Raw genomic sequence first — 12,930 nt, 5'->3', positions numbered from 1 at the left:
GGGCAAGAACCCGGTTACCTTTGTGAGCAGTTGGGGGAGTTGTGGGAGGCGCTGTTGCGGACTCGCAGAAAGCAACCCGATGTGCCCGCTCCGGACAGCCCGTGGAGCGAGATCGTGCCTGGCCTGTGGATGGGCGGACACGCGTTCGCGGGGCGTACCGGCGAGCCGGAATTCGCGGTCGTGAGGGATGAGTTCGACCTGGTCCTGACGCTGCTGCGGCTGCCGGGGCACGGCCCCGACCCGGGCGTCGAGCACCATGTGTGGCCGATTCCCGACGGTCCCCTGGACGGGACACAGCTCGCGGGGGTGATCCGGCTCGCGCGGGCCGCGGACGACGCGCTGGAGGACGGGCGCCGGGTCCTGGTCCGCTGCTATCACGGCTACAACCGCTCGGGGCTCGTGATCGCGCACGCGCTGGTCCTCGCGGGACACAGCTCCGACGAGGCGATCCGGCTGATCCGGAGCCGCCGCTCGCCCTGGGCCCTGCACAACGAACTGTTCGTGGAGTACCTGCGCGCCGGTCTGCCCACGGCCCGCCTCCTGGAGGAGCTGGCGGAGTAGCCCTCCTCTTGCGTCGCCCGCACGTCCGGTAGCCCACGGCCTCACACCCTCACCAGCCCCATCGACCCCACCCGCAAACAAAAAGGACTTCCCTACGAATATGGTGTAGGCCGTCGGTTTCGTCGATTTCACGCCGACCTCGCGCACCGAGCCGTCCCCCTGGCCCCGGATCGAGGCCGGCCCGGACGCAGGAGAGCAGTGACCCCCATCCGGCCCAGCCGCCTCGTGCTCGCAGCCCTCGTCGCCCTGCTGGCGGCGGCCATGGCGGGCTGTGGCGACTCCGGCGCCCTGCGGGGCGCGGGGGCGACGCCCACCGCCGTCGGCCCGGCCCGGCTCTGGCCCGAGCTGCCGCCCGCGTCGACGGCCGCCCTCGACTACGGCGAGGCGGACACCGAGACGGTCACGGGCATCACGGCGCCGGGCGACGACATCCACAAGGTGGACCCGATCGCCGTGTTCCGTGCCGAGGTCGGCCGCCACCCGGACGAGTACAGCGCCGTCCACGGCCCGTACCGTGAGACGGCCCAGCAGCTCAGGTACTGCACCGGCAAGGACACGCTCGGCGGGAAGTGCCCGATCCTCCAGGCGTACTACCGTGATCTCACGGGTGACCGGAAGGACGACCTGGTGCTCGGCATCCGCTTTCCGCAGAATCAGCTGGCGGTGCGTGTGTACACCTTCGAGCACCACAAGCTGGTCCAGATCATGGGCACCGCGGACAGCACGATCAGCGTCGAGGTCGCGGGCCGTGACGTGATCATCCGCTCGCCCTCGACCCTGCCGGGCTACGAGTACCGCACGGTGTGGACCTGGGACCCGCACCAGCACGCGATGCTGGCGACCCGGGACGAGATCCTCCGCGTGGGCACGCGCAGGCCCACCAGGCGCGGCACCGTCGCGCCCGTCCCCTCGGCGCCCCCCGCCCCGCCGGTCTCGCCCTCAGCCTCTCCCGCGGCCTCGCCGTCGGCCTCCCCCTCCGCCTCCCCCACGCCGTCGAGCGCCGCGAGCGCCCCATGAGGCTGCCCCCGAGCCGTCTCCGGCCGCCCCGCCGTCTCCCCCACTGGGCCGCCACGCTCACCTGGAAGGCCGCCGCCTTCATCACGGTGATGTGCTGCGGTCTCGCCGCTCTGCTCGGCGTGCTGGTGCATGTCTCGGTGACCAACCAGACCGTCGGCGAGGCCCGCGGCCGAGCGCTCGACCGGCTGGCGGAGGTGACGGCGGACTACGAGGCGGGCGACCGGCTGCCGCCGGGCGCGGGGGTGGATCTCCCGGGGCTGCCGGCGCCGCTGCGCGAGCTGGCTACGGACGGGCACCGCGGCACGATGGTCGGGGAGAACGACCCGCACCCCACCATGTGGGCGGCCGGACCCGCGAGCGGCGGCCGGGCGCTCGCCGTGCAGTTCGACTACTCGCAGGGCGCGCACGCCATCGACGCCCTGGACCGGTCGATCGTGTGGTCCTCGGCGCTGGCGATCGGCGCGACGCTGCTGGTGGGAGTGTTCGCGGTGACGCGGGTGACCCGTCGGCTGCACGCGACGGCGCAGGTGGCCCGGCGGATCAGCGCGGGCGACCTGGACGCGCGCGTCAACGATCCCCGTACGGCCGTGGACCGCCGTACGCGGTACCCGGCGGGCCCCCAGGACGAGGTGGCCGCGGTCGCCGGGGCCCTCGACACGATGGCGTCCTCGCTGCAGAGCAAGCTGATGAGCGAGCAGCGCTTCACCGCGGACGTGGCGCATGAGCTGCGCACCCCGCTGACCGGGCTGCACGCGGCGGCGGAGCTGCTGCCGCCGGGCCGGCCGACGGAGCTGGTCCGCGACCGCGTGGCCACGCTGCGGACGCTCACCGAGGACCTGCTGGAGATCTCCCGGCTGGACGCCGGGCGGGAGCTGCTGGAGCTGGACTCGGAGCCGCTGGCCCCGCTGGCCGAGCGGGTGGTGCGGGCGTCGGGCACCGAGACCGAGGTGCGGGTCGTGCGTGACGCCCGGGTGGAGACCGACCGGCGCCGTCTGGAGCGGGTGCTCGGCAATCTGGTGGCCAACGCGCACAAGCACGGGGCGGGCCCGGTGGTGCTGACCGTCGACGGCCCGGTGGTGACGGTGCGGGACCACGGCGGCGGCTATCCGGAGTACCTGCTGGAGCACGGGCCGCAGCGGTTCCGTACGGAGGGCGGTTCGAAGGGACATGGGCTGGGGCTGACGATCGCGCTCGGCCAGGCGGAGGTGCTGGGCGCGCGGCTGGTCTTCGCCACCGCTCCCGGGGGCGGTGCGATCGCGACGCTGACGCTTCCTCAGGACGAGCGGGGCGCGCCCGGACCGAGCGGTGGGGAAGGGCCGACCGGGGCACGCTGAGCGTCCTCGCGTCCCCGATGGCGCAGTGCGGCCTGCGCGTATCCCAGCGCACTCCTAATGTGGCGATCAGTCAGATAAGTCACATTTCCGGAGGAGCCCCCATGTCCCTGCGCCACACCCTTGCCCGCACCGGGATGGTGCTCGCCGCCGGCACGCTCATCGCGGCCGCGGGCGCCGGACCCGCCCTCGCCGCCGGCAAGCCCACCGCGATCGCGGGCACCGGACCCGGCATCGCCGACGACTTCGGGAGCTCCGTCCGCGACTGGGACAGCCGCGAGTGGGACGACCTCGACTGGGACAACGGCGACGACCCCTACTTCGACGACGACGGTCTGGGCGACGACCGCTTCGACGACCCGCACGACGGACGGTTCGACGACCACCGCCGCTTCGAGGGCCGGATCATCTCCCGCAACGGCCTCGCGCTGCACAACCGGCCCGACCGACGCAGCCGGATCATCCGTATCGCGCCGTTCGGCGAGCGGGTCCACATCTTCTGCAAGACCAGGGGCGAGCGCGTCGGCGGCAACCCGATCTGGTACCTGATCACCGACGGCACCTGGTCCTGGGGCTCGGCGCAGCACATCGACAACCTCGGCCCGTCCCCGCGCTGGTGCTGACGCCGGGTCGCGTCCACCGGATCGGCCCGTTTGACACCACCTAACGGGACATCAGGTTCACCGCTTGCTACGTTCCGGACATGATTCAGCCCGGAATGCCCGGAATTCCCGGTACGCGGGGAACGACCGTGGCAGCGGACCCGCCCACCCCAGCTGTCCGCCTGCCCCGGCGCCGTGGCATCGAGTTCACCCTGATCGTCATGGCCCTTCTGCTGTCCGTGTTCGGCTACTGCGCGGTCGGATACGCACGGCACGGCACCCTCCCGCCCGGCGCCGCGGTCTACGGCGCCGGGCTCGGCGTGCTCGCACTCCTCGCGCATCTCGCGGTGCGGCTGCGGGCTCCGTACGCCGATCCGCTGCTGCTGCCCATCGCCGTCCTGCTCAACGGCCTGGGCCTGGTGCTGATCTACCGCCTGGACCTGGAGACCCCGGGCGACCGGGCCGCCCCCGTCCAGCTCATCTGGTCGACGCTCGGCGTCTCGCTCTTCATCGCGGTCGTCCTCTTCCTGCGCGACCATCGCGTCCTGCAGCGCTACACCTACGTCTCGGTCGTCACGGCGTTGGGCCTGCTGGTCCTGCCCATCTTCTTCCCCGCCGTGAACGGCGCCCGGATCTGGATCCGGATCGCCGGGTTCTCCATCCAGCCGGGCGAGTTCGCGAAGATGCTGCTCGCGGTCTTCTTCGCCGGATACCTCGCGGCCAACCGCAACGCGCTCGCCTACGCGGGCCGCCCCGTCTGGCGGTTCAAGCGGCTCCAGCTCCCCACCGGCCGGATCCTCGGCCCGATCGTCGCGGTCTGGCTGCTGAGTGTGCTGGTCCTGGTCCTGGAGCGGGACCTCGGCACCTCGCTGCTGTTCTTCGGCCTCTTCGTGATCATGCTGTACGTCGCCACCGGCCGCACCGGCTGGATCGCCGTGGGCCTGCTGCTCGCCTGTGTGGGTGCGGTGGCCGTCGGCCGGCTGGAACCGCACGTCCACAGCCGGGTGCAGGACTGGCTGCATCCCTTCGCGACGATCGAGGCGGGCCAGGGGCCGAACCAGCTCGCCCAGTCCCTGTTCGCGTTCGCCGCGGGCGGGATGCTGGGCACCGGCCTCGGGCTCGGCCACTCCATCCTCATCGGATTCGCCGCCAAGTCGGACTTCATCCTGGCCACCGCGGGCGAGGAACTGGGCCTCTTCGGACTCTGCGCGATCTTCCTTCTCTACGGCCTCCTCGTGGAGCGCGGCTACCGCGCCGGCCTCGCCCTGCGCGACCCCTTCGGACGGCTCCTCGCCATCGGCCTCGCCTCGATCGTGGCGCTCCAGGCCTTCGTGATCGCGGGCGGTGTGACCGGTCTGATCCCGCTGACGGGGATGGCGATGCCGTTCCTCGCCCAGGGCGGCTCCTCGGTCGTCACCAACTGGATCATCGTCGCGCTGCTGATCCACGTCAGTGACTCGGCACGCAGCCAGTACGACGGGACGGCGGCGCCATGACCAAGTACATCCGCCGGGCCGCCGCTCTCTGCGCCGTGCTGCTGGTGGCCCTCCTCGTCAACGCCACCCGCATCCAGGTCTTCCAGGCCGGGGCGTACGACGACAACCCGGCCAACCGCCGTCAGACGATCGCCCGTTACGGCCAGCCGCGCGGTGACATCCTCGTCGGCGGCCGGACGGTCACCGGCTCCAGGGACAGCGGCCAGCAACTCCGCTACGAACGGACCTACACGGACGGCCCGTTGTACGCGCCCGTGACCGGCTTCGCCTCGCAGGTGTACGGGACGACGTTCCTGGAGAACTCGCAGGACGGCATCCTCTCCGGCAGCGACCCGCTGCTCTCGCCGTTCCCCCTGTGGAACGACGCCACCCGCGCCCAGAACCCCGCCGGCAAGGTGGTCACGACGATCAACCCCGCCGCACAGCGCGCGGCGTACCAGGGTCTGGGTTCCCGGCGCGGAGCGGTGGCCGCCGTCGAGCCGTCCACCGGCAGGATCCTCGCACTGGTCTCCACCCCGTCGTACGACCCCGGGGAGCTGTCCGGGACGGGCACGGCGGTCAAGCACGCCTGGGAGCGGCTGAACGGGGCGGCGGACAAACCGATGCTCAACCGGGCGATCCGGCAGACCTATCCGCCCGGGTCGACGTTCAAGGTGGTGACGGCCGCGGCGGCCCTCGACGCGGGGGTGGTGACGGACCTCGACACGTCGACCACCTCCCCGGACCCGTACCGGCTGCCCGGCACCACGACCCGGCTGACGAACGAGCTCGAGGGCTGTGAGGACGCCTCGCTGCGGTACGCCTTCGAGTGGTCCTGCAACACGGTCTTCGCCAAGCTGGGCGTGGACGTGGGGCTCAGCGACATGACCCGCACGGCGGAGGACTTCGGTTTCAACGACCGTCTGCGGATCCCCTTCTCCGTCGCCCCCAGCAACTTCGACACGACACTCGACAAGGCGCAGCTCGCGCTCTCCTCCATCGGTCAGTTCAACACCCGGGCCACTCCCCTCCAGATGGCGATGATCTCGGCGGCCGTCGCGGGCGGCGGGTCCGTCAAAACGCCCTATCTGGTGGAGAAGACGACCACCCGGAGCGACAGCACGGTGTCGACGACCGGTCCCCGCACGCTCCACCAGGCGATGAACCCGGCGACGGCCATGCGGATGCGCGAGCTGATGACGGACGTGGTGACGGAGGGCACCGGCGCCAACGCCGCGATTCCCGGGGCGACGGTCGGCGGCAAGACCGGGACCGCCCAGCACGGCATCGACAACCTGGGGATGCCGTACGCCTGGTTCATCTCCTGGGCCCAGGCGGACGGCACGATGGAGCCCGCGGTGGCGGTCGCGGTCGTCGTCGAGGACGCGGCGGCCGACCGCGGGGACATCAGCGGGGGCGGGGACGCGGCGCCGATCGCGAAGGCGGTGATGGAGGCGGTACTCGGGTTCTGACACGGGAGCCGGGGCCGCCCGTCGGGAATGAGCGACCCCGCCTGAACGGACGTACCGATACGGGCGTATTTATGGGGAGGGGAACCCACCCACGAGATTCCAGCCCGTGCCCTGCCGGAGGTACCTCGCCCGTGAGCATCACCAAAGCGGCCCCGCCCGGGGCCGACCACCGCGACGCGGACGCACCGGATGCTCCACAAAAGCAGGCGGCCGCACCGGACGGCCCGAGGAAACAGGCGGGCGCTTCCCAGGGCTGGCAGTTCAACTCGCCGCTCGTCCTGGTCATGCTGCTGCTCGTCCTGGTGGTGGCTCAGGGGCCGATCCGCCGGGCGCTGTCGACGCCGGTGATGCAGAGCTGGATGACCGTGTTCGTCGCGGTGGTCTGCCAGGCGCTGCCCTTCCTCGTCCTCGGTGTGCTGCTGTCGGCGGCCATCGCGGTGTTCGTGCCGCCGGCGTTCTTCGCCCGGGCGCTGCCGAAGCGGCCCGCGCTGGCCGTGCCGGTCGCCGGGATGGCCGGCGCGGTGCTGCCCGGCTGCGAGTGCGCGTCGGTGCCGGTGGCGGGGGCGCTGGTACGGCGGGGGGTCACGCCCGCGGCGGCGCTGGCGTTCCTGCTGTCGGCGCCCGCGATCAACCCGATCGTGCTGACGGCCACCGCCGTCGCGTTCCCCCGCAACCCCGAGATGGTCGTCGCCCGGTTCGTGGCGAGTCTGCTCGTGGCCTGCGTGATGGGGTGGCTGTGGCAGCGGCTGGGGCGGGCGGACTGGATGCGTCCGCCGGCCCGGCCCTCGCACGAGGGGCTCGGCAAGGGTGCCGCGTTCTGGGATTCCGTACGGCACGACGTGATGCACGCCGGCGGGTTCCTCGTCATCGGGGCGATGGCGGCGGCCACGCTGAAGGCCGTCGTACCGGCGACCTGGCTGCACGCCGCGGCCGCCAACCCGGTGGTGGCGATCCTCGCCCTCGCAATCCTCGCCGTGCTGCTCTCCATCTGCTCCGAGGCCGACGCGTTCGTCGTCTCCTCGCTGACCCAGTTCTCGCTGACCGCGCGGCTGGCCTTCCTCGTGGTGGGACCGATGATCGACCTGAAACTCTTCGCCATGCAGGCGGGCACGTTCGGCCGCGGGTTCGCCCTGCGGTTCGCGCCCGCCACCTTCGCCCTGGCCATCGTCGGCTCGGTCCTCGTCGGGACGGTGCTGCTGTGAACCGGCAGGCACAGGCGGCGGTCCTGTTCCTCGTCGGCGCGGCGGTCCTGCACGCCGGGCTCACCGACCTCTACCTGCGGTACGTCAAGGCGGGGTTGCGGCCGTTGCTGCTGGCGGCCGGGGTCGTGCTGATCGCGGCGGCGGTGGCGACGGTCTGGTACGAGCGGCGGGGTGGGAGTGGGAGTGAAGGCGGCGACGGGCACGGGCACGTCCACCGCGAACCCCGTGTCGCCTGGCTCCTCGTCCTCCCCCTCCTCGCCCTGATCCTGGTCTCCCCGCCCGCGCTGGGCTCCTACAGCGCCATGCACGCCGGTACGGCCCTGCAGGCGCCCCTCGCCTACCCGTCCCTGCCGGCCACCGACCCGCTCCCGCTCGGCGTCGTCGACTACGCGGGCCGCGCCGCCTACGACCACGGCCGCACCCTGGCCCACCGGCGGGTCGAAGTCACCGGCTTCGTCGCCCTCGCCAAGGACGGCACCCCGTACCTGGTCCGGATGGCCCTCAACTGCTGTGCCGCCGACGCCCAGCCGGTCAAGATCGGCCTGACCGGCCACATCCCGCCCGTCCTTCAGCCCGACATCTGGCTCCAGGTCACCGGCACCTACACCGCCAAGCAGACCAAGGACCCCGTCAACGACGGCCGCATCCCGTTCCTCGACGTCACCGCGGCCAAACCGGTCCCGACCCCGCACGACCCGTACGACGAGAGCTGGAACAACTGACGCGGTGCCCGGCGCGGCCTAGGCGGCGCCGGGTACCGCCTCGCGGCGACTCAGCCATTCCTCGGGTACGTGCCCCACTCCCGTACGGGCGCCCACGATGCCGCCCGTGATGGCGCAGGTCGTGTCGACGTCGCCGAAGCCCTCCGCCGTGCTCCACAGGGCCGAGGTCAGGTCGTCGGGGTGGCGGGCGGCGCACCAGACGGCGAAGGGGACGGTGTCGTCGGCGCGGATGCGCTGGCCGTTGCCGAGGATGTCCGCGGCCTTCCAGGGTTCGGTGGTGAAGGGGAGTCCCGCGGCGCGCCGCAGCCCCTCGCGGACAGCGCTGTCGGGCGTGGCCTCGACGACCGTGCCGATATTCAGGTCCCAACGAGTCGACAACGCCGCCGCGACGGCCACCGCCACCGCGCCCGCGATGCCCTCCGGGTGGGCGTGGGTCACCTCCGCCGACAGCGTCGCCTGTGCGATCACCAGGCGCAGGTCGCGCCGGAACCAGGCGCCCAGCGGAGCCACCCGCATGGCCGCGCCGTTGCCGAGGCTGCCCTCGCCGTCGAAGAGTCCGCGTGCCAGTTCCGCCCAGCGGTCCGGCTCCTGGAGAAGGCGCGGGAGCAGTTGGTGCATGCCGTAGCCGTAGCCCCGGGCCGGGTCGGCGTCGTAGCCGAGGGCGAAGGCCTGGGCCAGTTCCGGCTGCCGGATCTCGCCGTGTTCGTCGAGGACACGGAAGATGCCGAGTGCCATCGCCGTGTCGTCCGTCCAGTGCCAGTCCGGTTCCTCGGGGGTGCGCCGGGCGCGGATCTCCTCGTACGCCTGGGGGCGGTCCCGAAAGAGGGGGAACCAGCGTTCGCCGAAGGCATCACCCAGGGCCAGACCCTCCAGACTGCGGCGGGCCAGGGCGCGTGGTGTGAAATGGGGGTTCGGGGCGGATGTCATGATGTGAGCATGCCGGTCCGAGTGGGCCGGCGCACGCGCGTTCGGGCAGGCCGTCTCTGGCGGTTCGTCCTACGAGCCCTCGCCCTTCTCGATCATCTCCTCCACCTCCGCCACCCGTTCCCTCTCCTCTCTCGCGAACCGCTCCGCGTCCAACCGCTCGGCGACCTCCTCGTCCTGGGCCATCAGCAGATCGAGGTTGGAGTCGCCCATCTCGAAGACGCCCATGTCCACGTACGCCCGCTGGAGGCGTTCGCCCCACAGGCCGATGTCCTTGACGCACGGGACGATGCGACTGAAGAGCAACTGGCGGAAGAGCCGCAGGAATTCGGACTGTTCGCTGTATTCCTCGGCCTCGGCCTTCGGGATGCCGAAGTTCTCCAGGACCTCGACGCCGCGCAGCCGGTCCCGCATCAAGTAGCAGCCCTCGATGACGAATTCCTCGCGTTCGCGGAGTTCGGTGTCGGAGAGTTGCGTGTAGTGGTCGCGCAGCGCCATCCGGCCGAAGGCGACATGGCGGGCCTCGTCCTGCATCACGTACGCGAGGATCTGCTTGGGGAGGGGCTTGTCGGTGGTGTCCCTGATCATGCCGAAGGCCGCCAGGGCCAGGCCCTCTATGAGGACCTGCATCCCGAGGTACGGCATGTCCCAGCGGGAGTCCCGGAGGGTGTCGCCGAGGAGCGACTGCAGGTTGTCGTTGATCGGGTAGAGCATCCCGATCTTCTCCTGCAGGAAGCGGGCGTAGATCTCGGCGTGACGGGCCTCGTCCATCGTCTGGGTGGCCGAGTAGAACTTGGCGTCGAGGTCGGGGACCGACTCGACGATGCGCGCCGCGCAGACCATGGCCCCCTGCTCACCGTGCAGGAACTGGCTGAACTGCCAGGACGCGTAGTGCTTGCGCAGCTCGCCCTTGTCCCGGTCGGTCATCTTCGCCCAGTACGGGGTCCCGTAGAGGGTCATCGACTCGTCGGGGGTACCGAGAGCGTCGTGGGGGTCGACCTCCAGGTCCCAGTCGATTCTCTTCTGGCCGTCCCACTGTTTGTCCTTGCCCTTCTGGTACAGGGCGAGGAGTCGGTCGCGGCCGTCGTCGTACTCCCAGCTGAAGCGTGCCGCCCCTGAGGCCGGTATCTGCCAGAGGGGGTCTCCCGGGTCCTTGGCGTACAGCTCGTGCGTCGGCATACCTCGCAGGCTCACACGAGGTAGACGTGTCGTCAACAAGTCGCGCGCAAGGGATTGACGAGCTTGCTGACAGGCAGTCTCATAAGTCGTGACCGCCGGTAACCCGGATGGGTCCCGTACTGGATCCCGTACGACGAGGTGGGAACAGCCATGACGACCGTGACCGAAGTGGATGTGCTGCGCGATGCGCTCGGTCTGCTCAAGGACCGGGAGCAGGTCGCCGAGCGGCTGCTCGACTCCTCCGCCAAGCACTCCTTCGACCCGGACAAGGAGCTGGACTGGGACGCGCCCTTCGAGGAGGGCAAGTGGTTCTGGCCGCCGGAGCTGGTCTCGCTGTACGACACCCCGCTGTGGAAACGGATGGGCGAGGAGCAGCGGGTTCTGCTCTCGCACCACGAGGCCGCCGCGCTGGCTTCGCTGGGGATCTGGTTCGAGATCATTCTGATGCAGTTGCTGGTGCGGCACATTTACGACAAGGCGGCGACGAGTGCGCATGTGCGCTACGCGCTCACCGAGATCGAGGACGAGTGCCGGCACTCGAAGATGTTCGCCCGGCTGATCTCGCACGGAGGAACGCCGTACTACCCGGTGAGCCGGACGCATCTGAACCTGGGGCGGGTCTTCAAGACCATCTCGACCACGCCCGGGTCCTTCACGGCGACTCTGCTCGGCGAGGAGATCCTCGACTGGATGCAGCGGCTGACCTTTCCGGACGAGCGGGTGCAGAGCCTGGTACGGGGGGTCACACGCATCCACGTGGTGGAGGAGGCGCGGCACGTGCGGTACGCGCGGGAGGAGCTGCGGCGGCAGATGGTGACGGCGCCGCGGTGGTCGCAGGAGTTCACGCGGGTGACGTCGGGGGAGTTCGCCCGGGTCTTCTCCGTCGCCTTCGTCAATCCCGAGGTCTACACGAACGTCGGCCTCGACCAGCGGGAGGCCGTGGCGCAGGTGCGGGCGAGCGGGCACCGGCGGGAGGTCATGCAGACCGGGGCCAAGCGGCTGACCGACTTCCTGGACGACATCGGGGTGCTGCGGGGGGTCGGGCGGCGGCTGTGGAAGGCGTCGGGGTTGCTGGCCTGAGGGCGGGACGCCTCGTGGCCGTGGCGGGTCCGGGCCGTGGCGGTGCGTCGAGCCCGTCGCCGCCGGATCAGACGCGGGCCGGGCAAGGGAGCCGCTGCTCGATCCGAACGTAAGCGACGGGCTTGCGACGCACCGCCACGGCCCCTTCCGTGCGCGCGCGGCCGCGGCTGGGATGGGGCTCGTGTCCTGGCCGTTACGCTGCCGATATGACCTCGCAGGCTCCCACCCCCGCATACCGTCGGCTGAGTGTCGAGGAGCGGCGCTCGCAGCTCCTCGAAGCGGCGTTGTCCCTCTTCGCGCACCGGGCGCCCGAGGAGGTCTCGCTCGATGACGTGGCGGAGGCGGCGGGCGTGTCGCGGCCTCTGGTGTACCGGTACTTCCCGGGCGGCAAGCAGCAGCTGTACGAGGCTGCCCTGCGGTCCGCCGCGGAGGACCTGGAGCACTGTTTCGCGGAGCCCCCCGAGGGGCCGCTGAGCGAGCGGCTGGCCCGGGCACTGGATCGATATCTGGCGTTCGTGGACCAGCACGACGCCGGGTTCACCGCGTTGCTTCAGGGTGGCAGTGTCGTCGAGACCTCCAGGACGACGGCCATAGTGGACGGCGTGCGGCGGGCGGCGGCAGAGCACATTCTGGATCATCTGGGCGTGAAGGATCCGGGGCGACGGCTGCGGATGACCGTGCGGATGTGGATCACGGCGGTGGAGGGTGCCTCGCTGAGCTGGCTGGACGGTGGCAAGGAGCCGCCGTTGGACGAGCTGCGGGACTGGCTCGTGGAGCAGTTCGTGGCGATGCTCGTGGTCAGTGCCGGACGTGATCCGCAGACCGCCGCGGTGGTGCGGGCCGCGCTCGTCCTGGAGGAGCGGGAAGGGGCCCTGGGCGGGCTGGCCCGTGCGGTTCTTCCGGTGATCGGTGATGCCGCTCGGCTGCTGTGACGGGTGCGTTTGTGACACTGGTGCCGTGAAGAGCGAAGACACCCCCTTCGAGGGCGGCCCGCTGGACGGGCGTGTACTGCCCGTCCTGCTCGGTCTGACCGGACACCCGCCGAAGGTGTACCGGGTTCCGGTTCCGGATGCCGACGGCGGGCCGCCGACCGTGCTCGTCTACCGGCGGGTCCATGCGCGGGTGAGCAAGCGACTGGGGCTGCATCAGGCGTGGAAGTACGAGTACGACCCCTCCGGCGACCCGAGAAGCGGGCCCAAGTGGCCCTGGTCCAAGCCCGGCGGCAAGAGTGCGGGAGCCACGCCGGAGTCCCACGCCGACGAGTGAGGTTCTTGGGCCGAACCGGTCAGGCGAGCGCGCGCTCGGAATGCGCCGACCCGATCCTTCCGATACGAGGTGGAGGTACCACCCCGGCACCGGAGGTGA

13 protein-coding genes are annotated in these 12,930 nt (G+C 71.2%); 11 read left to right on the top strand and 2 right to left on the bottom strand.

Going from position 1 to position 12,930, the window contains the following annotated elements:
* The first annotated feature begins 54 nt into the window (after nucleotides 1–54).
* From ACFZDJ_RS16580 to ACFZDJ_RS16545, 8 genes are all read left to right on the top strand, one after another.
* Nucleotides 55–561 carry a dual specificity protein phosphatase family protein gene (locus ACFZDJ_RS16580; protein WP_101403744.1) on the top strand — a complete coding sequence of 169 codons (507 nt, stop codon included), beginning with the start codon at nucleotides 55–57 and terminating at the stop codon, nucleotides 559–561.
* A gap of 198 nt (nucleotides 562–759) precedes the next feature.
* Nucleotides 760–1,578 carry a hypothetical protein gene (locus ACFZDJ_RS16575; RefSeq protein ID WP_390932143.1) on the top strand — a complete coding sequence of 273 codons (819 nt, stop codon included), beginning with the start codon at nucleotides 760–762 and terminating at the stop codon, nucleotides 1,576–1,578.
* Complete coding sequence (locus ACFZDJ_RS16570; RefSeq protein WP_390932145.1) at nucleotides 1,575–2,912, top strand: ATP-binding protein; 1,338 nt, start codon at nucleotides 1,575–1,577, stop codon at nucleotides 2,910–2,912. The genes ACFZDJ_RS16575 and ACFZDJ_RS16570 overlap by 4 nt, the downstream gene beginning before the upstream one ends.
* Before the next feature lie 101 nt (nucleotides 2,913–3,013).
* Nucleotides 3,014–3,532 carry an SH3 domain-containing protein gene (locus ACFZDJ_RS16565; RefSeq protein WP_390932147.1) on the top strand — a complete coding sequence of 173 codons (519 nt, stop codon included), beginning with the start codon at nucleotides 3,014–3,016 and terminating at the stop codon, nucleotides 3,530–3,532.
* An 80-nt stretch (nucleotides 3,533–3,612) separates the two neighbouring features.
* The gene (locus ACFZDJ_RS16560) at nucleotides 3,613–5,007 is read left to right on the top strand and encodes an FtsW/RodA/SpoVE family cell cycle protein (RefSeq protein ID WP_390932149.1); all 1,395 of its coding nucleotides are present in this window, start codon (nucleotides 3,613–3,615) and stop codon (nucleotides 5,005–5,007) included.
* A complete protein-coding gene (locus tag ACFZDJ_RS16555; protein WP_391059657.1) occupies nucleotides 5,004–6,458 on the top strand; it encodes a penicillin-binding transpeptidase domain-containing protein in 1,455 nt (484 codons plus the stop codon). The genes ACFZDJ_RS16560 and ACFZDJ_RS16555 overlap by 4 nt, the downstream gene beginning before the upstream one ends.
* 131 nt (nucleotides 6,459–6,589) lie before the next feature.
* Nucleotides 6,590–7,660: a permease gene (locus ACFZDJ_RS16550; RefSeq protein WP_390932153.1), complete on the top strand. Its 1,071-nt coding sequence runs from the start codon at nucleotides 6,590–6,592 to the stop codon at nucleotides 7,658–7,660.
* Complete coding sequence (locus ACFZDJ_RS16545) at nucleotides 7,657–8,382, top strand: TIGR03943 family putative permease subunit (protein WP_390932154.1); 726 nt, start codon at nucleotides 7,657–7,659, stop codon at nucleotides 8,380–8,382. The genes ACFZDJ_RS16550 and ACFZDJ_RS16545 overlap by 4 nt, the downstream gene beginning before the upstream one ends.
* An 18-nt stretch (nucleotides 8,383–8,400) precedes the next feature.
* Here ACFZDJ_RS16545 and ACFZDJ_RS16540 read toward each other — a convergent pair whose 3' ends face one another.
* Together ACFZDJ_RS16540 and ACFZDJ_RS16535 are read right to left on the bottom strand one after the other, a co-directional pair.
* Entirely contained in the window at nucleotides 8,401–9,309 is a 909-nt protein-coding gene (locus ACFZDJ_RS16540) for an ADP-ribosylglycohydrolase family protein (RefSeq protein WP_391059654.1), read from the bottom strand.
* A gap of 69 nt (nucleotides 9,310–9,378) precedes the next feature.
* Nucleotides 9,379–10,485 (bottom strand): diiron oxygenase, encoded by a 1,107-nt coding sequence (locus ACFZDJ_RS16535; protein ID WP_391059652.1) that lies wholly within the window; start codon nucleotides 10,483–10,485, stop codon nucleotides 9,379–9,381.
* 150 nt (nucleotides 10,486–10,635) lie between these two features.
* On the opposite strand from ACFZDJ_RS16535, the gene ACFZDJ_RS16530 reads away from it, so the two are divergent.
* The 3 genes from ACFZDJ_RS16530 (at nucleotide 10,636) to ACFZDJ_RS16520 (ending at nucleotide 12,831) form a co-directional block, all read left to right on the top strand.
* Nucleotides 10,636–11,565 (top strand): diiron oxygenase, encoded by a 930-nt coding sequence (locus ACFZDJ_RS16530; protein ID WP_385386586.1) that lies wholly within the window; start codon nucleotides 10,636–10,638, stop codon nucleotides 11,563–11,565.
* Between the two features lie 206 nt (nucleotides 11,566–11,771).
* Complete coding sequence (locus tag ACFZDJ_RS16525) at nucleotides 11,772–12,497, top strand: TetR/AcrR family transcriptional regulator (RefSeq protein ID WP_168511145.1); 726 nt, start codon at nucleotides 11,772–11,774, stop codon at nucleotides 12,495–12,497.
* A 25-nt stretch (nucleotides 12,498–12,522) separates the two neighbouring features.
* Nucleotides 12,523–12,831, top strand: coding sequence for a hypothetical protein (locus tag ACFZDJ_RS16520; RefSeq protein WP_384911312.1), 309 nt, complete (start codon nucleotides 12,523–12,525; stop codon nucleotides 12,829–12,831).
* Nucleotides 12,832–12,930: the final 99 nt, after the last annotated feature.

This window comes from Streptomyces sp. NPDC007896, from assembly GCF_042959425.1.
Taxonomy (GTDB): domain Bacteria; phylum Actinomycetota; class Actinomycetes; order Streptomycetales; family Streptomycetaceae; genus Streptomyces.
The sequence above is the reverse complement of the archived record's forward strand: the minus strand, read 5'-3'. Positions and strand labels throughout refer to the sequence as shown.